The 24,448-nt window shown below is 64.8% G+C and carries 26 protein-coding genes; 17 read left to right on the forward strand and 9 right to left on the reverse strand.

The genetic code is table 11. From position 1 onward, the window contains the following. A complete protein-coding gene (locus tag OG921_RS13635; protein ID WP_266113002.1) occupies window positions 1–846 on the reverse strand; it encodes an acyl-CoA thioesterase II in 846 nt (281 codons plus the stop codon). A 25-nt stretch (window positions 847–871) separates the two neighbouring features. Next, window positions 872–1,546, reverse strand: a complete 675-nt coding sequence (locus tag OG921_RS13640) for a TetR/AcrR family transcriptional regulator (RefSeq protein WP_266113003.1) — start codon at window positions 1,544–1,546, stop codon at window positions 872–874. A gap of 182 nt (window positions 1,547–1,728) precedes the next feature. Between OG921_RS13640 and OG921_RS13645 the strand changes: the two genes are divergently transcribed. The 4 genes from OG921_RS13645 (at window position 1,729) to OG921_RS13660 (ending at window position 5,318) form a co-directional block, all read left to right on the forward strand. Beyond that, window positions 1,729–2,727: an acyl-CoA dehydrogenase family protein gene (locus OG921_RS13645; protein WP_266113004.1), complete on the forward strand. Its 999-nt coding sequence runs from the start codon at window positions 1,729–1,731 to the stop codon at window positions 2,725–2,727. After that, window positions 2,711–3,889: an acyl-CoA dehydrogenase family protein gene (locus OG921_RS13650; protein WP_266113005.1), complete on the forward strand. Its 1,179-nt coding sequence runs from the start codon at window positions 2,711–2,713 to the stop codon at window positions 3,887–3,889. Before OG921_RS13645 ends, OG921_RS13650 begins: the two co-directional genes overlap by 17 nt. A gap of 11 nt (window positions 3,890–3,900) precedes the next feature. After that, window positions 3,901–4,689, forward strand: coding sequence for an enoyl-CoA hydratase (locus OG921_RS13655; protein WP_266113006.1), 789 nt, complete (start codon window positions 3,901–3,903; stop codon window positions 4,687–4,689). Between the two features lie 104 nt (window positions 4,690–4,793). Then, the gene (locus OG921_RS13660; RefSeq protein ID WP_266113007.1) at window positions 4,794–5,318 is read left to right on the forward strand and encodes a hypothetical protein; all 525 of its coding nucleotides are present in this window, start codon (window positions 4,794–4,796) and stop codon (window positions 5,316–5,318) included. A gap of 214 nt (window positions 5,319–5,532) precedes the next feature. Here the strand turns inward: OG921_RS13660 and OG921_RS13665 are convergent, their stop codons facing one another. Genes OG921_RS13665 through OG921_RS13695 form a run of 7 tightly spaced genes read right to left on the reverse strand, consistent with a single transcriptional unit; the run spans window position 5,533 to window position 11,212 of the window. Next, a complete protein-coding gene (locus OG921_RS13665; protein ID WP_266113008.1) occupies window positions 5,533–6,324 on the reverse strand; it encodes an acyl-CoA dehydrogenase family protein in 792 nt (263 codons plus the stop codon). Further along, a complete protein-coding gene (locus OG921_RS13670) occupies window positions 6,321–7,409 on the reverse strand; it encodes an acyl-CoA dehydrogenase family protein (RefSeq protein WP_266113009.1) in 1,089 nt (362 codons plus the stop codon). The genes OG921_RS13665 and OG921_RS13670 overlap by 4 nt, the downstream gene beginning before the upstream one ends. Next, on the reverse strand, window positions 7,406–7,822 hold the full coding sequence (locus tag OG921_RS13675) for a nuclear transport factor 2 family protein (RefSeq protein WP_266113010.1): 417 nt from the start codon (window positions 7,820–7,822) through the stop codon (window positions 7,406–7,408). The genes OG921_RS13670 and OG921_RS13675 overlap by 4 nt, the downstream gene beginning before the upstream one ends. Further along, window positions 7,809–9,020, reverse strand: coding sequence for an amidohydrolase family protein (locus OG921_RS13680; protein WP_266113011.1), 1,212 nt, complete (start codon window positions 9,018–9,020; stop codon window positions 7,809–7,811). The genes OG921_RS13675 and OG921_RS13680 overlap by 14 nt, the downstream gene beginning before the upstream one ends. Before the next feature lie 3 nt (window positions 9,021–9,023). Continuing rightward, the gene (locus OG921_RS13685; protein ID WP_266113012.1) at window positions 9,024–9,368 is read right to left on the reverse strand and encodes a hypothetical protein; all 345 of its coding nucleotides are present in this window, start codon (window positions 9,366–9,368) and stop codon (window positions 9,024–9,026) included. Beyond that, complete coding sequence (locus OG921_RS13690; RefSeq protein ID WP_266113013.1) at window positions 9,361–10,677, reverse strand: aromatic ring-hydroxylating dioxygenase subunit alpha; 1,317 nt, start codon at window positions 10,675–10,677, stop codon at window positions 9,361–9,363. The genes OG921_RS13685 and OG921_RS13690 overlap by 8 nt, the downstream gene beginning before the upstream one ends. 4 nt (window positions 10,678–10,681) lie before the next feature. Further along, window positions 10,682–11,212 carry a carboxymuconolactone decarboxylase family protein gene (locus tag OG921_RS13695; RefSeq protein WP_266113014.1) on the reverse strand — a complete coding sequence of 177 codons (531 nt, stop codon included), beginning with the start codon at window positions 11,210–11,212 and terminating at the stop codon, window positions 10,682–10,684. Window positions 11,213–11,551: 339 nt separating this feature from the next. Here OG921_RS13695 and OG921_RS13700 point away from each other — a divergent pair, with 339 nt between their 5' ends. From OG921_RS13700 to OG921_RS13760, 13 genes are all read left to right on the forward strand, one after another. Further along, window positions 11,552–12,928 (forward strand): ABC transporter substrate-binding protein, encoded by a 1,377-nt coding sequence (locus OG921_RS13700; RefSeq protein WP_266113222.1) that lies wholly within the window; start codon window positions 11,552–11,554, stop codon window positions 12,926–12,928. Between the two features lie 246 nt (window positions 12,929–13,174). Next, entirely contained in the window at window positions 13,175–14,554 is a 1,380-nt protein-coding gene (locus OG921_RS13705) for an ABC transporter substrate-binding protein (RefSeq protein WP_266113015.1), read from the forward strand. Next, window positions 14,555–16,675 (forward strand): ABC transporter permease, encoded by a 2,121-nt coding sequence (locus tag OG921_RS13710; RefSeq protein WP_266113016.1) that lies wholly within the window; start codon window positions 14,555–14,557, stop codon window positions 16,673–16,675. Continuing rightward, complete coding sequence (locus OG921_RS13715; protein WP_266113017.1) at window positions 16,653–17,366, forward strand: ABC transporter ATP-binding protein; 714 nt, start codon at window positions 16,653–16,655, stop codon at window positions 17,364–17,366. The genes OG921_RS13710 and OG921_RS13715 overlap by 23 nt, the downstream gene beginning before the upstream one ends. Further along, window positions 17,363–18,070 (forward strand): ABC transporter ATP-binding protein, encoded by a 708-nt coding sequence (locus OG921_RS13720; protein WP_266113018.1) that lies wholly within the window; start codon window positions 17,363–17,365, stop codon window positions 18,068–18,070. Before OG921_RS13715 ends, OG921_RS13720 begins: the two co-directional genes overlap by 4 nt. Continuing rightward, window positions 18,067–18,417: a hypothetical protein gene (locus OG921_RS13725; protein WP_266113019.1), complete on the forward strand. Its 351-nt coding sequence runs from the start codon at window positions 18,067–18,069 to the stop codon at window positions 18,415–18,417. The genes OG921_RS13720 and OG921_RS13725 overlap by 4 nt, the downstream gene beginning before the upstream one ends. After that, the gene (locus OG921_RS13730) at window positions 18,414–18,725 is read left to right on the forward strand and encodes a hypothetical protein (protein WP_266113020.1); all 312 of its coding nucleotides are present in this window, start codon (window positions 18,414–18,416) and stop codon (window positions 18,723–18,725) included. Before OG921_RS13725 ends, OG921_RS13730 begins: the two co-directional genes overlap by 4 nt. A gap of 92 nt (window positions 18,726–18,817) precedes the next feature. After that, window positions 18,818–19,984 carry an acyl-CoA dehydrogenase family protein gene (locus OG921_RS13735; protein ID WP_266113223.1) on the forward strand — a complete coding sequence of 389 codons (1,167 nt, stop codon included), beginning with the start codon at window positions 18,818–18,820 and terminating at the stop codon, window positions 19,982–19,984. Further along, a complete protein-coding gene (locus OG921_RS13740; RefSeq protein WP_266113021.1) occupies window positions 19,985–20,752 on the forward strand; it encodes an SDR family NAD(P)-dependent oxidoreductase in 768 nt (255 codons plus the stop codon). After that, window positions 20,752–22,029: a CaiB/BaiF CoA-transferase family protein gene (locus OG921_RS13745; RefSeq protein WP_266113022.1), complete on the forward strand. Its 1,278-nt coding sequence runs from the start codon at window positions 20,752–20,754 to the stop codon at window positions 22,027–22,029. Before OG921_RS13740 ends, OG921_RS13745 begins: the two co-directional genes overlap by 1 nt. A gap of 2 nt (window positions 22,030–22,031) precedes the next feature. Then, complete coding sequence (locus OG921_RS13750) at window positions 22,032–23,180, forward strand: acyl-CoA dehydrogenase family protein (RefSeq protein WP_266113023.1); 1,149 nt, start codon at window positions 22,032–22,034, stop codon at window positions 23,178–23,180. A 118-nt stretch (window positions 23,181–23,298) separates the two neighbouring features. After that, window positions 23,299–23,904 (forward strand): TetR/AcrR family transcriptional regulator, encoded by a 606-nt coding sequence (locus OG921_RS13755; protein ID WP_266113024.1) that lies wholly within the window; start codon window positions 23,299–23,301, stop codon window positions 23,902–23,904. A gap of 38 nt (window positions 23,905–23,942) precedes the next feature. After that, a complete protein-coding gene (locus tag OG921_RS13760) occupies window positions 23,943–24,404 on the forward strand; it encodes a hypothetical protein (RefSeq protein ID WP_266113025.1) in 462 nt (153 codons plus the stop codon). Window positions 24,405–24,448 lie beyond the last annotated feature (44 nt).

A 24,448-nucleotide genomic window follows, 5' to 3' on the forward strand; every position in this document is an offset into this window, starting at 1 on the left:
TCAGCCGGCTTCGGCCTGCGGCAGGCGCAGCAGCGCCTCCTGCGCAAACGACGCGACCAGCGAACCGTCCTCGGTCAGAATATCGCCACGGCCGAAGCATCGACCGTGCGCCACGATGGGGCTGTGTTGGCGAACGAGCAACCACTCGTCGGTCCGGAACGGTCGGTGGAACCAGATGTTGTGGGACGTGACTGCGGAGGTGAAGACGGTTCCGTTGCCGGTCTGATTGAAGCCCTCGACGGGGCGCAGTGCGGTGCCGATGATCGTCAGGTCCGTCGCGTAGGCGGCGAGCGCCGGGGCGAGATCGGGCTTCACCTCGGGGGTGCGCATCCAGAACTCGAACTCGGGCGCCGCGGCGTCCGAGGAGTTCAGATCGACGGTGGAACGAGCCTCCCAGGGGATGAGATCCATGCCCAGTCGGTGATCGTCGCCCAGCACCGGACCGACGGCGGCAACGTCCTGATGTTCGGGGCCGTCTTCGGCGGCGTGCATCGCGATCGAGGCGGTGGCGCAGACGCTTGCGGACTGCCGGGCGACGACGGAGAGGGTCGCGAACGAGCGCCCCTCATGTTGGCGGGTCACCTCGTAGCGCATCGGCTCCGACGCGCGGCCCTCGCGAGCGAACAGCACGTGCAGGGACTTGATTGTCTTGCTCGGGCAGGTCAGTTCGGCGGCGCGGACGACCTGCCCGAGAATCTGACCGCCGAATACCCGGTGGTAGGCGAGGTTGAGGTTGTTTCCCTCGTAGCCGGTGGGCGCGGCCGGAGTGTCTGTGGACGAGTCGGCCGGCGGCGGGTCCGTGCGGAGATCCAGACAGGTGAGGAGGTCGTTCCAGAGTTCGGACATGAGCCGAGTGTAAGCGAGTCTCTCCCTAGTTGAGAATAGCGTTCTCGCTAGGGTTGGCGAAACCTCGCGCGCAGAACGCCCATACCTCGTCTGCTTCGATCGGACGCATGGTTGCGTCGTCCGTGGCGCCGCTCGACTGGGCGATGAACATGACCGTTTGCATCGTCATTGCCGCGATTCGACGGGGGATGATGTCGGCGCGGATTTCGCCGGCGGAATGCGCCTTCTCCATCAGTTCAGTGAACAGCGCGAGCAGTGGAGTGTGCGCGATCTTCACCTCTGCGGGATGCGAGATGAGCAGCTGGGGCGCGAAATCGGTGAACAGTGGACGGCGGGCGGTCGGGTCGGGACGGCTGAATTCGAACAACAACTCGACCGATATTCGAAGCTGTTCGATCGGATCGTCCTGCCCGTAGGCGGCGGCGCGGATCTGGTCGGAAGCGCGACTGAGGGCGTCCTCGAACAGTGCGAGGAGAAGCTCGTGTTTACCGTCGAACTGCAGGTAGAAGCTGCGCAGCGACTGCTTGGACCGGTCGACGACCTCTTGGACCGTGAAGTCGGTCGTGCCCTTCTCGGTGATGATCGCCTGGGCAGCGTCGAGGAAGCGCTGCACACGCTGCTCGGCCCGCAGCTTTGCAGTGCGGATGGAGCGTTCGACGGCGCGCTGCTTCCAGGCCGGCTCTTCGCTGGCCCCAGTCACTGCTGGTCCCGCCGTGTGTCGGATGTGGCGAACATGCGAGCACTGTACCCGACAGTATGGACACGTTGTACAGCTATCTCGCTTCTCCCTAACATTTCTCGAGACTATTACTTTCGCTTGATGAGAATGTTATTCTCATTGCGCATGTGCAAACCATTTTCCGGGCAAGGAGGCAGGGCGTAATGCTCTTCGAGTTCGACGCCGATCAGCGTCTTTGGCGCGACACTGTGCGCGGTGTCACGGCCAAGGAGTGCCCGGCGACCCTGATCCGATCGATCGTCGACAACGGCGCCGATCCCAGCCCGCTGTGGAAGACCTACATCGACCTCGGCTGGACCGAGATGACCGAGTCGGACACCATCGTTGAACTGGCAATCGTGCTCGAGGAACTGGGCCGCGCGACCGATCCGACGCCGTTTCTGGCGACGATGACGCAATTCGCGCCGTTGGCGCCGGAATTCACCAAGCCCGATCAGACCGGCACTGCGGTGTATGGCGGTGTCAGCGTTCGCCGCGACGGTTCGGAATGGCTGCTCAACGGCACCGCGCGGTACGTCCTCGATGGAGACCGGGCGGATCGCTTCGCCGTTGTCACGGGCGCGGGAGTTTTCGTCGTACCCGCAGCCGATGTTGCGGCAGTGCGCAGCCCGATCTTCGACCCCGCGCTGCACGTCGCAGAGGTTTCCTTCACCGGTGTGCGCGTGAGTGACGACGCACGCAGCGCGGTCGATCCCGAACGTGCGCGGCACCTCGCGCTGGCCGGCCTCGCGCTGACCACGGTCGGTGCGTGCCAACGAATCCTCGACCTCGTCGTCGAGCATGTCGGCAACAGGAAACAGTTCGGTGTTCCGATCGGATCGTTCCAGGCCGTCAAACACAAGGCTGCCGACATGCACGTCGCGATCGAGCGGGCACGAGCGCTCGCCTATTACGCGGCCCTGACCATCGCCGAGGATGACCCGCGCCGTCGCGTCGCCGCATCGATGGCGAAAGCCGCTGCCGGAGAGTGCCAGTCATTGGTCTTCCGGCACGGCGTGCAACTGTTCGGCGCAATGGGATTCACCTGGGAGAACGACCTTCAGTTCGCGCTCAAACGAGCCAAGGTCGGAGAGTTGATGCTCGGCGGAGCAGACGAGCATCGGGCATTGATCGCCAAGGAGTACCGTGCAACTTTCGTTTGATAGCGAAGTCGAGGAATTCCGAGCCGAATTCGCGGCTTTCCTCGACGAAAACCTTCCGCCTGCGGCGGAGGCATCGGCCGAACGGGCGAAGTCCAGCTCGGATGTCCCGGAGTGGGCACGCCGTTGGCAGCGGCTGCAATTCGACAGCGGCTGGCTGCTTCCGGGCAATCCGCCGGAGTTCGGCGGACGCAATGCGTCGATCCTGCAGCAGTTCGTGCATCAGGATGAACTGTCGCGCCGGCGGATCTACCACAGCTTCAACCCGCAAGGCGTTGGCATCATCGCGGCATCTCTGCTGTCGTTCGGCACGCCGGAGCAGAAGCAACGTTGGGCCGTGCCGATTCTGCGGGCCGAGATCACCGCGTCGCTCGGCATGAGTGAGCCTGGGGCCGGTTCGGATCTGGCGGGCCTGCGCACGCGTGCGGTCCTCGAGGGCGACCATTTCGTCGTGAATGGCCAGAAGGTGTGGACGTCCGGGGCCCATGACGCCGACGTGCTGCTGACCTTCGTCCGCACGGATCCCGATGCACCGAAGCACAAGGGCATCAGCGTGCTGATCATTCCGACCGACACCCCCGGTGTGGAGCGCCGGCCGTTCCCGTCGGTGTGCTCCGTCGACGACAGGGACTTCAACGAGGTGTTCTTCACCGACGTCAAGGTGCCGGCGGAAAACCTGATCGGCGACCTGAATCAGGGCTGGCGAGTGGCGAACGGATCGCTCGGCCACGAGCGCACCCTGATGTGGCTCGGTTTCGCGGACCGACTGAAGGAACTCATCGAGGACTTCAGTCCGGTCTCCTATCTCGATCAGGACCGGTACGCGACGCTCGTCATGGACAATCTCGCTCTGCGCCTGCTCGGCTCGGCAGCGCTCGCGCGCGCTGCTCGCAACGAGCAGGATGTGCCCGCCTTGTCGGTCCTGAAGGTGTTCGGTTCGGAGGCCGTTCAGCGAGGCTCCGAGGCCGCGCTGGTCGCAGCCGGCAGTGACGGCCTGATCTCGCCGAACGTCACTGCGCCCGACAACCCCTGGAGTCTGGACAATTTCACGAGCAGTTGGTTCGAGCGCTACGCCCGGAGCTTCGCGGGCACCATCGCCGGCGGCACTTCGGAAATCCAGCGCACGATCATCGCCGAGCGTGTGCTCGGCCTTCCCCGGAGTTAGAGGAGTCCGCTTTGTACATTCTCTACGAGGTTGCGGACAAGATCGCGACCATCACGCTCAACCGCCCCGAGGCGGCCAACGCGCAAAACCCCGACCTCCTCGATGAACTCGATGCTGCATGGACTCGGGCCGCGGAGGACCCGGACGTAGTGGTGATCGTGCTGCGCGCCAACGGAAAGCACTTTTCGGCCGGACACGACATGCGGAGCAGCGGCAAAGTTCCCGTGCCGGACAAGATCACGCTCGAACTGATCTACCAGGCGGAGAGCAAGCGCTACCTCGAGTACTCGCTGCGCTGGCGCAACATACCGAAGCCGACGATCGCGGCCGTCCAGGGTCGGTGCATCGCGGGCGGTCTGTTGCTGTGCTGGCCTTGTGACCTGATCATCGCCGCCGACGACGCCCTGTTCTCCGATCCGGTCGTGCTGATGGGTATCGGTGGCGTCGAATACCACGGCCACACCTGGGAGCTCGGCCCCCGGCTCGCCAAGGAAATCTTGTTCACCGGGCGCGCGATGACCGCCGAGGAAGTCGCCCGCACCGGGATGGTGAACAAAGTGGTGCCGCGCGACGAACTCGACGCCGAGACCAGGGCGCTGGCGAGCAAGATCGCCGAGATGCCTCCGTTCGGGCTGCGTCAGGCCAAACGTGCCGTCAATCAAACCCTGGATGTCCAGGGCTTTTACGCGGCGATTCAGTCGATCTTCGATGTCCACCAGACCGGACACGGCAACGCGTTGAGTGTCAGTGGCTACCCCATTTTGACCAAACTCGACGAGATGAAGGCAGCCATCAAGTAGGTTCCGCATCGAGCGCCGTGTGCGAACGCATCTCGACGACATGAGCAATTTGCTCGCACCGGCGCACCCGCTCAGCTCAAAAAAGAAAGTCTAAAGGAGACCCCATGCGCGTTCAGTTCATCCGGCGAGCAGCTATCGCCGCCAGCATCGTCGCCATCGCGGTGGCACCGCTCGCCGCCTGTAGCGACGACGACAGCTCGTCCGACACTTCGACCACGACCTCGGCCGAGGCCACCAGCTCGGCGGCCGAGACTTCGGCTGCCGCGGGTGCCGCGGACGAGGCGACCACCAAGGCCATCACGGACGCCTACACCGTCGTCTTCAACGGCTCGGCTCCGCCGGCGGAGCGCGCCGCGCTGGTCGAGAACGGTCAGACCTTCCTCCCGGTGCTGGAGGCCTCGGTCGCGAACCCGCAGTCGACGGGGACGACCGCCACCGTTAGCAATGTGACGCTGGTCGACGCCAACAATGCCAACGTGACGTGGACGCTGAACTCGAATGGTGCTCCGGTGCTGCCGGACCAGACCGGCCAGGCCATCAACGACGCCGGCACCTGGAAGGTCTCGGCGTCCACCCTCTGTGCGCTGCTCGCAATCGCGGGTGGCGGGGGTACAGTCCCGGGCTGCTAGTCGCTGAACACGACAAGCGGGGCCGAGTCGAAAGACTCGGCCCCGCTTGTGTTGTGCGGTGTTCTGCCGTTCCCCATTTCCTCGTTGATCACGAGCAACTTGCCCCAAAAACTTGGCAAATCGGGGCCATTTGCTCGTGATCACCGCAGCGGAGGGGCCAGGGGCTCGTGATCAACTCGGGGTGAGCGGGGTGGAGCGGGGTGGGGAACCTGAGCTAAAGGTGCGCGAGCCGGGGTGCGGTGCCCTGGGCGCGGATGATCGCACCAGCCTCGCGGGTCAGTTCGCGCGAGCTGCCAAGGAGACCGTCGAGGAACAACGCCCGCCGGATATGTCCCTGCAGAGCGTGTTCCGCGGTGAAGCCGATACCGCCGAGCACCTGTTGGCAGTGCCGGGCGGCGGTACGCGCGGCAGTGCCGGCGGCGGCCTTCGCCAGCAGCGCGCCGAGGTCGTCGTTGGCGACGGCCAGCGTGGCTTCGGCACCCTCGATCGCGACCAGGGTTTCGGCGAGCCGATGCCGGACAGCCTGGAATCCTGCCACCGGCTTACCAAACTGGGTTCGGTCGAGTGCATGGCTGCGGGCCAGGGCGAGCATCGTGCGGCTGGTGCCGACCAACCACCACGCCAAGGCGCGCCGGCCGCCAGCGAGGGGGACCGCGGAACCCGAATCGACAACGCGGACCGGAAGATCGGCGTCCAGACAGGTGGCATCGGCGACAGTGGAACGTTCCCAGAGCACCCACGAACCGCCGCTGTAGGGCAACGGCAGCGTCTCACCGATCGGCAGATTCGCTTCGGCCGCCACGACGTCGTTGAGCACCGCGGAATGGGCGCCGGTTTCGCCGAGCAGACGGAACACCAGCGGAACGGCGATATCGGGGATCTCGGCAAGCATGTCGGCCCAGCCGAGCCCGTCGAGCGCGGTGTCGAGCGCCGCGCCCGACGCCGTCGTCATCGTCTTGCGGATGGTCTGCTCGAGCAGGTTGATCTCGACATCGTGCTCGGTCATTCCGCCCCCAGGTCCAGCAGTCGGCGCGCAATGATGTTGCGCTGGATCTCCGCGGTGCCGCCGTAGATCGTCGCGGCCCGCGAATAAAGGAATTCGGTACGCCACTCGGAGTCGGTCAATTCGATGGCGCCGGGCAGCAGGTCGCGCGCGGTGTCGAAGAGTTGCTGTTCCGCCGTCGCGAGGAGCACCTTGTCGATCGAGGTTTCCGGTCCGAGCTTGCCGCCCTCGGCCAGGCGCTGCTGGGTGGCGTGCGAACGGCATCGCACGGTGTGCAGCGCAAGGTAGGCCGACCCCAGTTCTGCGTCGGCGGCCTCGGTGGTCTCGGCGAGCAACCGGTCCAGTCGGGTGAACAGGTAGGCGATCCGATGCCAGAAACAGGTCGAGCGTTCGTGCGGCAGCAGATCCATCGCGACCCGCCAGCCGTCGCCCGGGTTGCCCAGCATTCGGTCGGCGGGGACCACGACGTCGTCGAAGTACACCTCGGCGAACTCGTCCACGCCGTGCATGGTGCGCAGCGGCCGCACGTCGATGCCCGGCGTATCCATGTCGACGAAGAACGCGGTGATGCCCGTGTGCCCCGGACCCGTGCGGGTGAGCAGCACACATCGGGATGCGTACTGCGCCAGACTGGTCCACACCTTCTGCCCGTTGATCACCCACTCGTCGCCGCGCTGGACCGCGCGGGTGGATAGTGACGCGAGGTCGCTGCCCGAACCCGGTTCGGAGAATCCCTGGCACCACTGCTCACGGCCGCCGAGCAGCCGAGGCACCATCTCCGCGGCGAGTTCCGGTCGTGCGTAGGAGATCATCGTGGGCGCAAGGACTTCGATCATGGAGTAGATCCCCGGCTCGGCCAGATCGCGATTGGCGACCTCCTCGCCGAGAATCGCGCGCAGCACGGCGGGCCCGCCGAGGCCGCCGACCTCGGCGGGCCAGCCGTAACGCATCCAGCCCGCGTCGAAGAGCGCGGCGCGGACTCGATCGAGTTGAGCGACCTGGCCGTCGAGCGAATGATCCTCGCCCGGCGTCAGGTCGTTCTCATCGAGCCATGCGCACAACGCCTTCCGGAACTCGTCCGGTGTCATGCCGAGGGCGCCTCGTAAGCGTGCGGCCGGCCCGAGTCGTGCTCGCCACTGCGGCGGATGAACGTCATCTTCCGGGTCCGCAGCCGCCACCCGTCGCTCGTCTTGGCGTAGGTGTCGTTGTAGTACCCGATCCGCATGTCGTGGGTCGAGTGCTCGACGAAGCACAGCGGCTGGGTGCCGGTCGCGGTGTCGCCGTTAAGATTGATGAGTGCGGTGCCGGTCATGAACAAACCGCTCGGGGCGGCGGCGACCAATGCGGGGAACTCGGCAAGCGTGAATGTGTCACCGAAGGCGCTGTACGTGCCGTCCGGGGTGAAAACTCCGATCAGCCCGTCGATATCGCCTTGTGTGATGGTGACCGCATACCGAGCCAGCAGTTGATTGATGGCCACGATTTCGTCAGTTGTTGACAAAGACCTTCCCGCCTTTCATCACGAACTTCACGTTCTGGGTGACAGTGATGTCATCCATGGGGTTTCCGGGCACGCCGACGATGTCGGCGAGCAGTCCCTCGGCCAGTCGGCCGCGGTCGGTGACGTTGATCAAGTCGGCGGCCACGATGGTCGCCGCCCGGAGCACGGCAAGCGGGGGCAATCCGCGTTCGACGAGCGCGACGAGTTCGTCGGCGTTCTTGCCGTGCGGGATGGCCGGTGCGTCGGTACCGACAGCGATCTTCACGCCGGCGTCGTAGCACTTCTTGACCGCAATGCGTGCCTGCGGGAACATCACGGCCGCTTTGTCTTTCAACTCGTCGGGTGCGTGCGACATGTCCATGCCATCGATCAACCGGGTCGTGGGTACCAGGAAGGTCCCGTTGTCGACCATCATCGCGATTGCCTCGTCGTCGACGAGGAACCCGTGCTCGATGCAATCGATGCCTGCCTTGACGGCCGACTTCACGGCTTCGGCTCCATGCGTATGCGAAGCGACCCGCAGCCCGCGCCGATGCGCCTCGTCGACGATGGCGCACAGTTCGTCGAACGAGTAGTGCTGCGCACCAGCAGTTCCCGTGTGCGACATGACGCCGCCCGAAACGCACACCTTGATCAGCTGGGCACCATGCTTGATCTGGTATCGAACGGCCTTCTGCACCTCGTCGACACCGTTGGCGATGCCCTCTTCGATGGTGAGCTCGAGGACGCCGGGCATGAACGCGGCGAACATCGTCGGATCGAGATGCCCCCCGGTGGGGGTGATCGCGTGCCCGGCGGGCACCACCCGCGGCCCGTCGACCCAGCCGGCGTCGATCGCCTTTCCCAACGCGACGTCGAGCAGGTAGCCACCGGTTTTGACGAACAGGCCGAGGTTGCGGACCGTGGTGAAGCCGGCCCGCAACGTGCGGCGGGCATTGCCCACCGCGCGCAGCATTCGCAGCGGCGGGTCATCCTGAACCATTGAGGTGACGGGCTTTTCGCCGCGGCCACCCATGAGCAGGTTGACCTCCATGTCCATCATGCCGGGCATGAGGATCAGGTCGCCGAGGTCGATGACGTCACCTTCCGGTGCGCCACCGACCCCGACGATGCGATCTCCGTCGACGCGGATGATGCCCGGCGTGATGATCTCGCCGGCATCGACGTCGAGTAGCCCCGCTGCCTTCAGGGTCAGCATGGGTCAGACCACCGGCTCCTTGGTGATGGTCACCCAGGCAGCGCCGCTGTCGAGCACGCGCGGCTGCTTCCAGACCTCGATCGGGAAGGACACCATCACCACGGACTGCATCAGGTGCATCAGCCGCTTGGCATCCTCGGGCATGTCGTTCAGCGGGAAACGGGCGTCGAGGTACACCATGACCTCCTCGAGGCGCGCGATACCGGCGTCGTAGAGGTCCTGCATCTCGTCCATGGTGGAGGCCAGCCGCTTGGCGTAGCGCTCCGGCTCGGTGGCCAGGATCCAGTCACCGAACCGTTCCAGGTCGGCGAACTCGGGCGGCAGCAGTGCCGTCGAAGTCTCAGACATGTGCGACGCTCCCATTGGTCTTGCCGTTCGATGCGGCTTTTTCTTCCTTGTACTCGTTCACGAAATCGTGCGCGGTCTTGTGCAGATGCCGCAGCAGGATCTCCTGATCGCACAGCGGGAAGTCGGTGACCGCCCGGGTGCCGATCTGGGTCTGAGTGGCCTCCAGGGTGTTGGCATCCTGCAACGCGTATTCCTTGAAGGTCACCGCTGCCAGCTCCTGGGACAGTCGCTGACGGGTGTTCTTCGGCGGTACGAAGTACAGGTTGGCCTCGAAGATATGCGAGTCCACGCCGGTCGGCCAGTAGTTGTAGGTGAGGTACCACCCCGGCACCCACAGCAGCAGAGTGAAGTTGGGGAAGAACTCGAACGAGTCCTGGCCCCAGGTCTTCTGCCGTGCCGGGTTGACGGCCGGGGGAAGCTCGTCGGGCAGGATGCCCTTGATATCGGGACGATCCCACGGACCGAACAGGCCGCTGTGCAGGATCCGCTCGATGGGCTTGACCATGTTCAGGTCCTTGGGCGGAGACATTCCGCCCCAGGACGAGATCATCGAGTGGATGCCCTTGATGTCGTAGTGCAGCGCTTCGAAGCCGATCTTGGCCAGCTTCGCGGCTTCCTCCTGAGTTGCCTGCTTCATATGCAGGATCGGCGCGTGGTAGAACTCGATGAACGCGTCGATGAACAGCTTCCAGTTCGCCTTGATCTCCGAGCGGTAGCTGTAGACCTCGGTCATTTCGTGGAACGGGTAGCCCTCGAGCCCCTTACCGAAGTCGCCCATATAGTCGGCCAGCGGCCCGGCCTCGTCGTCGAAGTTGACGAAGATGAAGCCTTCCCACACCTCGCACTTCACGGGCTTGAGGCCGTAGTCGGCCTTGTCCACGTCGAAGAACTCGTCTTCCTGCTGGATGAAGGTCAGATCACCCTTGGTGCTGTACCGCCAGGCGTGGTACTTGCAGGTGAACTGGCGGCAGCTGCCCGAGACCTCTTCGTTGGGGTAGTCGTTCCAGACCAGCTTGTTCCCACGGTGCCGGCACAGGTTGTAGAAGGCGCGGACTTCGCCGTCCTTGTCCTTGACGATGATGATCGAGGTGCCCGGTCCGACGGACGGCATCTCCCTGGTGAAGTAACTGCCGGTCTTGGGCAGCCGCTCGACCCGGCCGACGTGCAGCCAGAGCTTGCGAAAAATCGCCTGCTGCTCCAGCTTGTAATGCTCGGGATCGATGGAGTCGTTGTAATTGACGGGTGCAGTGCCGAGTTCGGGCCAATTCTCGGTCCAACTGCCCGCGGCCGGTTTCGGAAAGTGCGCCACAGGTCTAACCTTTCTGTTCGGGCTTAACGCCAAAAGTGTTGTAGGCCACGGCCATAGTGTTGTATGTGCCGATTGTGAAGATCAGGTCCATGAGCTGACGCTCGTCGAGCCGGGCCTCGAGAGTGGCCCAAGTCGAATCGGTGATCGCCGACTTTTCATCGAGCTCGTCGACTGCGCGCAGCACCGCCCGCTCGAAGTCGTCCGCCGACTCGCCACGCTGTGCGGCGGCGACCTCGCCGGCGTCGAGGCCGACTTCGGCGGCCATCTCCACGTGGTGCGCCGACTCGTATTCGCAGTCGCGTCGGTAGGCCACCCGCAGGATCGCGAGCTCGCGCAGGCGCGGGGGCAGAGTCGACCGGAACAGCAGGTGGACGCTCAGGCCGAGAAAGGCCTTGGTCAGCGCCGGGTGCCGTACGAGCGTCGCGAGCGCGGTACCGGCATCGTCGGGGTTCTGCCGCGCGCGCGGCATCATCCCGGCGAGCGCCGCGCGCGTCTCGTCGTCCCATTCGTCCGCGGGAAGCGGGGGGAGCCGCATGCACGAACTCCTTCCTTGAGGAGAATCGGATTCTCAATATTGAACAATAGGTTTCCACGACGAGTATCGGTTCGTCAACGTCTGGGTGCGAACTGCTTCGCCGGCGAGTGCCTTCTGCGGGGGCGTGAGGTACCGCGACCTCGCGCTTGTCGGTGTGCATCGGACCAGAGATGGGGCGAGAATTCCGATTCTCAGATTCCGAAATGGTGCTTGCAATGAGTGAGAGCCACGTCACACTATTAGTGCTCGCCCGCCATTCATTGTGCCCGGGCGTCGCACGACGAAGTGGCCGGACGCATCGGCGGCCCAGTGGAGGAGGAAACGTTGAAACCACGGCGAATACTCGTGGCTCTCGCAGCAATCACGGTGCTGGTCGCGGGGTGTAGCGGTCGTAGCGACGACAGCGGTGCGAGCAGCGAGGACAGCGGCGCGAAGAGCAGCAGCAGCAGTTCGGCTTCGGGCGATTTCGGCGACCTATCGGAAGTCTGTGGCCCCGGTGACGCGAAGACCGCCTCCGCGCAGGGCGTCACGGCGGACGACATCACGGTCGGCGTCTTCACCGACCTCGGGTTCACCAAGAATCCCGAGTTCGTCGACGCGGCCAACGTGTTCACCTCGTGGTGCAACGAAGCCGGCGGAATCAATGGGCGCAAGCTGGTGCCCAACACTCACGACACGAATTTGACGGCGGTGCGCCAGCAGATGGTCGAAGCGTGCCGCGAGGACTTCGCGCTCGTCGGCGGTGGCGCTGGATTCGACTCCCTGGGCGTGCAGGAGCGGCTCAACTGCCTGCTGCCCAGCTTTCCCGCCCAGGTCGCACAGGTGCAGTCGATCGGCGCCGATCTCGAGCTGAACGCCTCGCCGAGCCGGTTCGTCGGCTACGACAGCTACTACGGGTTCCGGAAGTGGGCTATGCAGGAGGCCTACCCGGATTCCGCGAACGCAATAGGGATCCTGCGCGGCGATGCGCCGGTCACCAAGACCCTCTCCGACCAGGGCACCGAGGTCGTTCGGGCGCTCGGTGGCACGGTTGTCTACCAGGACGCCTATCCGCCGTCGGGTATCGCGGACTGGACCCCGTACGCGCAGGCGCTCAAGGACAAGGGCGTCAAGGGTCTGATCTTCCTCGGCGACCCGAAGCATCTTCCCAAGCTGGAGGAAACCCTTACGGGGATGAACTACAAGCTGGACTGGATCGACGCGAACAACAACAACTATTCCCAGGAATTCATCGACCAGCTCGGTAAGTCGGCGCAGTTCCAGAACAATCTGCTCGACCTCGGCGGCTTCGCGCCGATCGAACTCGCCGACCAGGTTCCGGCGTTGCAGCAGGTCAAGGACATGTACGCGGAGTACGCGCCGGATGCGAACATCACCTTCCCGGCGCTGCGCGCGATGTCGGCCTGGCTGCTGTTTTCCAAGGCGGCCTCGGCGTGTGGCGATGAGCTCACGCGCAAGTGCGTCTACGAGAACGGCCTGAAGGAGACGGAGTGGACCGGCGGCGGGCTGCATGCGCCGGTCAATGTCGGCGACAACACCAAGCCGTCGCCGTGCTTCAACGTCGAGCAGGTGACCCCCGAGGGCTGGCAGCCGGCCGACTTCAAGCCGGACAATGGCCTGTACCGGTGCGACATCCCGCCGTACAAGTACACGCAGGACTACGGCAAGCCGATGACCCTGGCGGATGTCGGGAAGAGCATGAACGACCTGAACTGACGCTCATCCCGAATCCGGTGGACATATCGGCGCCGGCGAGTTCCGACTCGCCGGCGCCGAGCCTGTCGCTGTGCCCGCTTTGCCCGCTTGTCATGAAACTAGAGGTTGATTCTCCAAAAGCGAGAGGATAGTTTCCTAGTAGTGAGAGGCACGTCACTGCGGTGGCCCGAAGTGGGCACGGGGGGCATGGGCGACGGACCTCCCGGCACACATGGCCGGCCGATGACGGCCGGCAGAGGAGGAAACGTGAAACGAAAGCGGATAGTCGTCGCCGTCGCGGCAGCCGCGCTGCTGCTCGCGGGCTGTAGCGGCCGCAGTGGTACGGAGACCAGCACCGAAAGCGACGGCGGTTCGGCCGGCGCGTCGGCGGTTTCGGCTGATTTCGGCGACCTCACCGATGTCTGCCAGTCCGGATCGCCGAAGGGCTCGCCCACACAGGGCGTGACCGACAGCCAGATCGAAGTCGGCGTTTTCAGCGATGTGGGCTTCACCAAGAACTCGGAGTTCGTGGACGCCGCGAAGGTCTTCACCTCGTGGTGCAACGAACTCGGTGGCATCAACGGTCGCAAGCTCGTCGCGAACACCCGCGATTCGAAGCTGATGGAGACCAATGCGCAGATGGTGGCCGCGTGCAGTGAGGACTTCGCTCTCGTCGGTGGCGGCAGCGCGCTGGACGGACTCGGTGTCAAGACGCGACTGAACTGTGGTCTGCCGAGCTTCCCGGCACAGACTGTGCAGGCGACGGCAACCGGCGCCGACCTTCAGATCAGTGCCTCACCGAGTCAGACCGCAGGTTATGACCCTTATTTCCAGTTCCGGTCGTGGCTGATGAAGGAGGCCTACCCGGCCTCGGCGGGCGCCATCGGCATCATCAATGGTGACTCACCACTCACCAAAGACCTTGGCGCGCAGGCTCTCGAATCCGTGCAGGCGGCCGGTGGCACGTTCGTCTACAACGATCTGTATCCGGCGATGGGTGTCTCCGACTGGACCCCGTACGCGCAGAAGATCAAGAGCGAGGGCGTCAAGGGTCTGCTGTTCTACGGCGACTACAACCAGCTGGTCAAGCTCGAGACGGTGCTCACCGGCATGGACTACAAGCTCGACTGGATCGATGCGAACAACAATGCGTACAACGCACAGTTCCTCAAGCTTGCGGGTAAATCGGCCGAGTTCCAGAACAACGTCCTAGACCTTGGTGGCGTGGCGCCGCTGGAAAGCGACGAACCGGCCACCAAGCAGGTCAAGGAGCTGTACAAGAAGTACGCGCCCGATGCGCAGATCACGCTGCCCGCGATCCGGGCGATGTCGTCCTGGTTGCTCTTCGCGAAGGCTGCGGCGAGCTGTGGTGACGACCTGACGCGCACCTGTGTCTACAACGCGGCTGCGTCCGAAACCGCCTGGACCGGTGGTGGATTGACCGCGCCGCAGAATCTGGCACAGCCGGCCCCGCCGTCGCCGTGCTACAACGCGGAGCAGGCGACGAAGGACGGCTGGGTGGCCGCGGACTTCCATCCGGACAACGGTCCGTACCGCTGCGATATGCCGGCCTACAAGTACACGCAGAACTATGGCACTCCGATGACCCTCGCCGACGTGGGCAAGACGATGAACGACGTGAAGTAGATGGATAAGTTCCTCACGTTCGGGATCGTCGGTCTGACCCTGGCCTCGATTTACGCGATCATCGGTAGCGGCCTGGTGGTCACGTACACGACCACCGGTGTGTTCAACTTCGCGCACGGCGCAACCGGCATGATGGCGGCATTCAGCTACTGGCAGCTGACCGTCGACTGGGGCCTGCCGGTCTGGCTCGGCATCCTGATCGTGCTCTTCGTCCTGGCACCCGGCTTCGGTCTCCTTGTGGAGAAGGCGCTGCGGCCAGTGCAGAGTCTGGGTGACGCCGAGAAACTTGTCATGACGATCGCGTTGTTGAGCGCGTTGATCGCGCTGTCGCGGTGGATCTGGGATCCGAATGTCTCGCGTTCGCTGCCGGCCTTCTTCGCCGACAAGTCATCGATCCACCTCGGCTCGGCGACCGTCAGCTGGCATCAGGGCGTCACGATGATCATCGCCATTGCGGTGGCGATCGGCCTTCGCGTGTTGATGTTCAACACCCGCATCGGCACAGAAATGCGCGCCACGGTGGACGACCGGTCGCTGGTGGGTCTCACCGGCGCCGATCCGGTCCGGGCCAACCGGGTGGCGTGGGTTCTGGGCACCGAGCTTGCCGCGATCGGCGGCGTCCTCATCGCCTCGTCGGTCGCGCTGGACGCCATGCAACTGTCGCTGCTGATCGTGAGCGCCTACACCGCGGCGATCTTCGGCAGGCTGAAGAACCTGCCGATGACGTTCGTCGGCGCAATCGTCGTCGGGTGCCTGGAGAGTTATCTGGCCGGTTACCTGCCGCAGAATCCCTATTTGCCGGGCTTGCGGTTGGCCGCGCCGGCGTTGCTGTTGTTCGCTGCGCTGCTGATCTTCCCGCATGGGCGATTGCGCGGCCGTGCCTATCGGCTCACCAAGGTTCCGCTGCCAACCATCCGCGGCACGGTGATCTTCGGTGCCGTGATCATCGCATTCGGCGTCGTGCTCGCGACCGTGCTCACCGAGTCGGACCTGATCTCCTTCGGGCTGATCTTCCCGATGAGCATCATTGCGCTGTCGTTCGTGCCGCTGGCCGGGTATGCCGGACAGATCTCGCTGTGCCAACTCAGCATGGCCGGGATCGGCGCCGCCGCCTGTGCGTACTTCGGCGGCCAGGGGCAGTGGTGGGCGCTGATCGCGGCCATCGTGGTCGCGGCCGTATTCGGCGCGGTGGTCGCGATTCCGGCGCTGCGCCTCTCAGGGGTGTACCTCGCGCTCGGCACCGCGGCCTTCGCGGTGATCCTCGACCGCTGGATCTTCACCATGCCGTCGTTCAGTGTGTTCGGCGTCGACATCACCATCTTCGATCAAGGTTCGGTAAATCTCGTCGGGCCGAATCTGTTCGGCTTCCATATCGACTCCACGGCGAAGGTCACCATCTTCTCCGCGGTCTGCCTGGCTCTTGCGACGCTGGTTGTGGCGTCGTTGCGGCACAGCAGGTTCGGTCGGCAGCTGATCGCGCAACGCGACAGTGAGGCGGCGTACGCCACCCTCGGCGGCAACCTGCTGCTCGCGAAGGTCATGGTGTTCGCGCTGGGCGCGGGTATCGCCGGTCTCGGCGGCGCGCTCTATGGCATGCAGTTGCAATCGGTCACGGCCGATCAGTTCAACTTCGTGGCGGGCCTGCCGATCTTCCTGATCGCCGTCATCGGCGGCCTGGGTGCGGTGGGTGACGGATTCTTCACGGGCACAATGCTTGCCGGGCCGTTCGCCGCGGTCGTCGCGTTGTGGCCCGGGACGGCGGATCTCGTCGCGGTGGTGCCGGGCCTGCTCGGTATCGCGTTTGCCGGCGGAATCATCAGCCAGGGTGCGATCGCGACCATGCGGAAGGACTGGGATCCGGTGTTCCGCAACCGCACCGCCGTGGTCGCGTACGTCGCCATCTTCGTGGTGGCGTGGCTGCTGCGGCTCAACGATGTCATCAACGGTTACGTCTTCTTTGGAATTGCGGCGCTCGGCGGGTTGGCGGTGCAAGGCTTTGTATCGATGCGCCAGAAGCCATCGGCGGATGCGGAGATTCCGGTGGAATGGTGGGGCATCGAGCGAGACTGGCAGCCCGAGGACGAGGAGGTGCTGAACCGTGCCGTCACTACTCGAGGTTAGTGGGGTCAGCGTCGCGTTCGGTGGGAGCAAGGCGCTCGACGACGTTGCGCTGGCTGCCGAACGCGGCAAGATCACGGGGCTCATCGGGCCCAACGGTGCCGGCAAGAGCACGCTGTTCGACGTTATCGGCGGACTCCGCCGACCGTTGACCGGACGCGTCACCCTCGACGGGCACGACGTCACCCGCAGTGGTCCTGCGCACCGCGCGAAGCTGGGATTGGCCCGCACCTTCCAGCGGCTCGAGCTCTTCGGGCGGCTGACGGTACGGGACAATCTGCTCGTCGCCGCGGAACTCGGCGCCAAACGACGCGGCGCCGCTGAATTCGTCGATGGAATCATCGATCGGGTCGGACTTCGTGAGGTCGCCGACGTCGGCGCGGACAACCTCTCCACCGGTATGGGCCGACTGGTCGAGGTGGCCAGGGCGATGGCGACCCAGCCCGGGCTGCTGTTGCTCGACGAACCTGCGGCAGGCCAGGATCCGGAAGAGACCGAGCGGTTCGCCACGCTGTTGCGCGGGCTGGCCGACGACGGAGCAGCGGTCCTGCTGGTCGAACACGACATGGAACTGGTGATGAACGTGTGCGATCAGGTGTACGTGCTCGATCTGGGCAGGATCATCTCGAGCGGTCCGCCTGCGGTCATCCGTCGCGACGAGAAGGTGCTCGCCGCCTACCTGGGGGCAGCATGATGCCGATCGTCGAGTTGCGCGGTGTGCGCGCGGCCTATGACGAGATCACCGTCCTGCACGGCATCGATCTCAGTGTGGCGGCCGGCCAGGTTGTTGCCCTGCTGGGACCCAACGGTGCCGGCAAGACGACCCTGCTGAAGGTGGCCGCCGGTGTGCACCCGGTGTCGTCCGGCCATCTGATGCTCGGCGGCCGAGACGTCACGGGAGTCGCGCTGCGTGACCTTGCTCGCGCCGGTGTCTGCCTCATCCCGGAAGGCCGCGGCGTGTTCCCGAACCTCTCGGTCCGGGAGAACCTGCAGATGATGACCTACACCGGTCGGAAGCGCGAAGAAATCGAGGAGATCGCGTTTTCGCGGTTCCCGATCCTCGGGAAGCGCGCTTCGCAGACGGCCGGCACGATGTCGGGCGGCGAGCAGCAGATGCTCGCGCTCGCTCGCGGGCTGGCAACCGATCCTGCCGTCCTGCTGCTCGACGAACTGTCGATGGGCTTGGCGCCCTTGATCGTCGGCGAGCTCTACGAGCAGGTGGCCGAAATCGCCCGCCAAGGTGTCGCGGTGCTGGTCGTCGAGCAGTTCGCCTCGGCGGTACTCGATATCGCGGACCACGCCGCCGTCATGGTGCGTGGTCGGATCCAACAACAAGGCCACCCCGACGGTGGTTTCCGCACCGAACTTGCAAACCTCTATCTTGGGAGCTCCATATGACCTCGACCGAATCGCGAGCCGACCGATTCACTCGCGAATTGTCCGAACTGAAGATCCCGGACCCGTCCAGCGGACGGTCGAGCCTGTGGCTGCGACTCGGCCTCACGATGATGCTCGCCGGCCCGGTGATCGGCATCATCGCCTACTTCATGTCGCACACCACGTCCAACCCGCTCGTTCAGCGTGACGCGATCATTCTGGCGATTCTCGGCGTTTCGGTGGGTATCGCGGGTGCGGCGATCTACCTGCGCTACTCACTGACCGGGTTCCTGCGGTTCTGGATGGCGCGCCAGTCGTTCGAATTCGCTGCAATCTCCGATCGAATCGAGAAGGGAGACCGGTCATGACCACTCCGGCACTGAAGTCCGGAAGCCAGCTCGCAAGCACCGTCTGCACGACGCGCGTTGTGGTGGTTCGCCTCCCGGCGGATCGCACGCCCGAGATCGCCTGTGGCGGTGCGCCGATGGTGGCCGCGCCTCCCGGGCGGCCGGACACCAAGGGGCTCACAAACCCGGCGACGCTGATCGGCAAACGGTATGTCGATGCCGACGAGACCGTCGAGTTGCTCTGCACCGCACCCGGTACCGGGGAGTTGTCCTGCGATGGCGTACCGATGACCATCAAAGCCGCCAAGGCGCTCCCCGCTTCGGACTGACCAGCTGAGCTAAGGACAACGCCAATGACGTTGGACGATTTCGCAACCCGATTCCGAGGAGCGGCGTGACGGAGCAGATGAACAGCGAGGGAATGAGCTTCGAGCTGAGCGAGGATCAGCAGCTGATCCGATCCTCGGTGGCCGAGCTGGCCCGCAAGTTCGACGATCAGTACTGGATGGAGAAGGATCTCGCGCACGAGTTCCCGCACGAGTTCTACAAGGCGATCGCCGATGGCGGTTGGCTCGGCATCACGATCCCGGAGGAGTACGGCGGGCACGGGATGGGGATCACCGAGGCATCGCTGATCCTCGAGGAGGTGGCGCGCTCCGGCGGTGGCATGAACGCTGCCACCGCGATCCACTTGTCCATCTTCGGGATGCATCCGGTGGTAAAACACGGTTCTGAAGAGCTCAAACAGCGGACATTGCCACGGATCGTGAACGGTGATCTGCACGTGTGCTTCGGGGTGACCGAGCCCGGTGCCGGGCTCGACACGTCGCGTATCACGACCTTCGCCCGGCGGGATGGCGAGCACTATGTCGTCAACGGACGCAAGGTGTGGATCTCCAAGGCGCTCGAGTCGGAGAAGATCCTGCTGCTTACCCGGACCCAGCGCTACGACGAGGTCACCAAGAAGACCGACGGCATGACGCTGTTCCTCACCGACCTCGATCGCGACCACGTCGATATCCGGCCGATCCGCAAGATGGGCCGCAATGCGGTGTCGTCGAACGAGTTGTTCATCGATGACTTGAGAATTCCCGTCGAGGACCGCGTCGGCGAGGAGGGCAAGGGTTTTCAGTACCTGCTCGACGGGCTGAACCCGGAGCGCATGCTCATTGCCGCCGAGGCGCTCGGCCTCGGCCGCGTCTCGCTCGACCGGGCCGTGCGGTACGCCAACGAACGCGTCGTTTTCGATCGCCCGATCGGGATGAACCAGGGGATCCAGTTCCCGCTCGCCGATTCGCTCACGCATCTCGATGCCGCCGAATTGGTGCTGCGCAAGGCGACCTGGCTCTACGACAACGGAAAGCCCTGTGGCCGTGAGGCGAACACGGCGAAGTACCTGTGCGCCGATGCCGGGTTCACAGCCGCGGACCGTGCGATACAGACCCACGGTGGCATGGGCTATTCCGAGGAATACAACGTCGCGCGGTACTTCCGTGAGGCACGCGTCATGAAGATTGCGCCGATCAGCCAGGAAATGATCCTGAACTATCTGGGATCTCATGTCATGGGAATGCCGAGGAGCTACTAGATGGCCGAGAAGAAATCGCTATTCGATCTGACCGGGCGTGTGGCGTTGGTGACCGGCGCCGCGGGCGGTATCGGCGCGGCGGTGGCCGAGGCGCTCGCCGACGCCGGTGCCACCGTGCTGGTCACGGATGTCAATCCCGATGCGGCTGCCGCAGTCGCAGAGCGGATTTCGGCAAATGGCGGCAAGGCGGACAGCATTGGTCTCGACGTGACCGATCGGGAGTCGGCCGACGCGGCGGTGGCCCGCGCTGCGGGTCTCGGTTCGGGTTCGCTGCATATCGTGGTGAACAACGCAGGTGTGACCGACCCGGCGATGTTCGGCGCCACATCCGCCGACAGCATGCGCAAGTTGTACGAGGTGCACTTGCTGGGCGCCTTCAACTGCTCGCAGGCGGCGCTGCCGTTCCTGCCGACAGACGGCACCGGGCGCATCATCAACGTGACGTCGTCGGCGGGAATCGTCGGCACGCTCGGCCAGGTGAACTACTCGGCGGCGAAGGCCGGCATCATCGGTCTCACCAAATCGCTCGCCCGCGAGCTCGCGCGCAAGCAAATTTGTGTGAACGCGCTGGCTCCGCTCGCAGCGACACCGATGACGGACACGATCCGCACCGACGAGAAGTTCGCGGCGACGATGCTCAACCGAATCCTGTTGCGGCGCTGGGCCGAGCCCTCGGAGGTTGCCGGCGCGTTCGTGTTCCTTGCCTCCGACGCGGCGTCCTTTGTGACCGGGCAGGTGCTGCCGGTGGATGGCGGCATGGTGATGTGATGCCGGATTCTTCGGCACCGGCCGGCCCCGCAGCCTCCGCTGCGGGGCCGCTCGCCGGTATCACCGTGGTCACCCTCGAGCAGGCGGTGGCCGCGCCGATGTGCACGCGCGTGCTCGCCGATTTCGGCGCGCGGGTGATCAAGGTGGAGAACCCGAAGGGCGGGGACTTTGCCCGCGATTACGACACAGTCGTGAATGGCCTTGCGGCGCACTTTGTCTGGGCCAACCGCGGCAAAGAGTCGGTGACGCTGAATCTCAAGTCGCCGGAGGGCCTCGAGGTGCTGCACCGGCTGCTCGATGGCGCCGATGCGCTCGTCTCGAATCTGGCCCCGGGCGCCATGGCGAGGCTCGGGCTCGCCGGTTCGGGGCTGAAGCAGCGCTACCCCGATCTGATCTCGGTCGAGATCGACGGATACGGCCAGGGCGGCCCGTTGTCTCACAAGCGTGCATACGACCTGCTGATTCAGGCGGAATCCGGGGCATGCTCGGTAACCGGTACGCCGGACCAGCCGGCCAAACCCGGTCCGCCCGTGGCGGATATCTCGACCGGGCTGTACGCGGCCATCTCCATCCTGGCGACGCTGTGCGGCAGGCAGCGTAGCGGCGCGGCTACGACCGGTCCCATCACGGTGAGCCTGTTCGACACCATGATGGATCTCATGGGCTACCCACTCACCTACACCCAGCATTCCGGTATCGAGCAGCAGCCACTCGGCATGAGTTCGCCCGCGGTCGCGCCCTACGGCGCCTTCCGCACCGCCGACGGGCAGACCGTGATCCTCGGCACGACGAATGACCGTGAATGGCAGCGGCTGGCCCGAGACATCATCGGCCGCAACGACCTTGCCGACGACCCGACATTCGCCACGAACAGTGACCGGGTCGCGAACCGCGCGGTGCTCGACGAGGCGATCGGAGCGTGGTGCGCCCAGCACGATCTCGACCACGTGCAGAAGATCGCCGACGACGCGGGCATCGGGAACTCGCGATACAACACGACGACCGATGTGCTCGCGCATCCGCAGTTGACCGCACGCGACCGGTGGCGGCAGGTGGAGACCTCGGCCGGGCCGATTCCGGCGCTGTTGCCACCGGCGATCATCAGCGGCTTCGAATACGAGATGGGCGCCGTCCCCGGACTGGGCGAGCATACCGATGTCATATTGACCGAACTCGGCTTCGACCCCGCGGCCATTACCGGCCTGCGGGTGCGCGGAGCCATCGGTCCCAGCTATGGCACCGCCGATACAAACGACGAAACGCACAGTGGGAGTTGACCTTGCGCCGACATCTGTACACCGCCGACCATGAGGCATTCCGGGAACTGGCCCGGAAGTTCGTGGAAAAAGAAGTGGCACCGAACTATCCGGCCTGGGAGAAGGCCGGTCAGATTCCACGCGAGGTCTTCAAGCAGCTCGGATCACTCGGCATGCTCGGTGTGGCAATCCCCGAGGAATACGGCGGTGGTGGGCTGCCGGATTACCGCTACAACGCGGTGCTGCAGGAGGAGGCGGCCCGTGCCCTGGTCACCCTGGGCACGGTACGTACCCAGCTCGACGTGATTCTGCCGTACTTCCTGGAGTACGCGAATGAGGAGCAGCGCGGCCGGTGGTTCGCTGGTCTGGCGACGGGGGAGCTACTCACCGCGGTCGCGATGACCGAGCCCGGCACCGGCTCGGACCTGGCCGGGGTTCGCACCACGGCGGTGCGGGATGGCGACCTTTACGTGCTCAACGGCGCGAAGACATTCATCACCGGTGGTCTGCTCGCCGATCTCGTGATCGTAGTGGCCCGGACGTCGACCGACCCGGACAACCGCCGCGCCGGGCTCAGCCTGCTCGTCGTCGAAGACGGGATGGCCGGGTTCGAGCGTGGCCGGGTACTCGACAAGATGGGCTGCCGGGTGCAGGACACGGTCGAGTTGTCGTTCAACGACGTGCGGGTGCCGGCGGCCAACCTGCTGGGTGCGGAAGGCGCGGCGTTCGGCTACCTCGGACACAATCTCCCGCAGGAGCGCATCACGGTCGCGGTCGGTTCGGTTGCCCAGGCGAAGGCGGCGGTCGCCGCGACGATCGAGTACACCAAGGAACGTAAGGCCTTCGGTCAACCGGTGGCGTCCTTCCAGAACACCAAGTTCGAGCTCGCGGGCATGACGGCCGAGCTCGAGGCCGCCCAGACGATGGTCGACGCTGCTGTCGCCGAGCTTGTCGAGGGCGAGCTGTCCGGCGCCGACGCGGCGAAGGTGAAGCTTTTCTGCACCGAGTTGCAGGGCCGGGTCGTCGACCGCTGCCTGCAGCTTTTCGGTGGGTACGGCTACATGATGGAGTACCCGATTGCGCGGCTGTACACCGATGCGAGGGTGGCCCGGATCTACGCAGGTACCAGCGAGGTGATGCGCACAATCATTGCCAAATCGCTCGGACTGTGAGTGGACCGAGTACTCGGCGTGTGAGCTGAGCCATGAAAAAATCCGGGTGCGACTCTTGTCACATGCGGGAAACCGACCTACTGTGTGTTCGGTAGGTCTGTCGAAGTAGAGGTATTCGGTGTCCGATCAACGGCCATATGCCACGTTGCTCGCCAAAGGCGAGGATCGTAAACAGCGCATCCTGATCGTCGCGCAGCGCCTGCTTGCGCGAAACGGGTGGCGTGGCACGACGCTCGCACAGATAGCGTCGGCGGCCGGCGTCAGCCCCGCAGGACTGCTGCATCATTTTGAGTCGAAGGACCAGTTGCTGCATGCAGTGCTAGACGCTCGTGACATCGACGACGATGTTCATGCAAACCGCTCGGGTGATCTCCTCGAGGAGATCGAGCGGGTTGTGCAACGGTTCGAACGATCTCCCGACCTGGTGGGAATGTACGTAGTCCTCCTGGTCGAGAATCTCGAACCCGACGCGCCGCTGCATGACCGCCTACAGGCGCGGTACCGCTTCGCAGTCGACAGCGTCGCCGAGTTCTTGCGACGAGGTCAGCTGGAGGGTCGGTATCGAGCGGACCTGGATGCGGCCACCAAGGCCGTGGAGATTGTCGCCTTCATCAACGGGATGGAAACATCATGGTTGCTCGATCCATCGATTCCACTGAAGAACGTCTTCAAGGAGTACATTCGCTCGCTAGCGTTAGAGCTCTCGCACGAAAGCACGAACTGAGGTACCGCCTGGCGATCATCGCCCCGACGACTGCCGAAGTGGTGCAGTACGCCGGTGGCTGGCTCTACGACCGGATGATGGCCGGCTGGGACGTCACCGTCCACGTCCGTGAGCTCGGCGACGTGCGTCCGCTGCAGATCCTCGGCGCGACGCCGCTCGAACTCGAAGAGTCCCTCGGTTCACCCGACCATGGCCCGATGCCGCAGGCGATCGCCGTCTCGACGAGCATGTTCGAAACGGACGTGCGGGTGCGCGAGGGGATGCTCGCCGCGCTCGACGACGCCGATTACGAGGTTCGCCTCTGGGGCGACCGCCTGCCGAACGAACTCGGCCGCCGTTGCGCGCCGACCCAGCATCGACTCAGTGTCGCGGCGCGCGCGTTCAAGTCCCGCGCACTCGCGGCGGTCGGCACGGGCTTCCCGATCGATGCGTTCGAATCCTTCTGCGGCGCAGCGCATGCCAAGTTCCCGAGCACCGCGGATCTCGTCTCGGCGATGTGATCGTTCCCAAGCTGCAAAACGAGGGTGGCCCGGGCCGTGTGGAC

Origin of the sequence: Aldersonia sp. NBC_00410, assembly GCF_026342035.1 — a bacterium.
Taxonomy (GTDB): domain Bacteria; phylum Actinomycetota; class Actinomycetes; order Mycobacteriales; family Mycobacteriaceae; genus Aldersonia.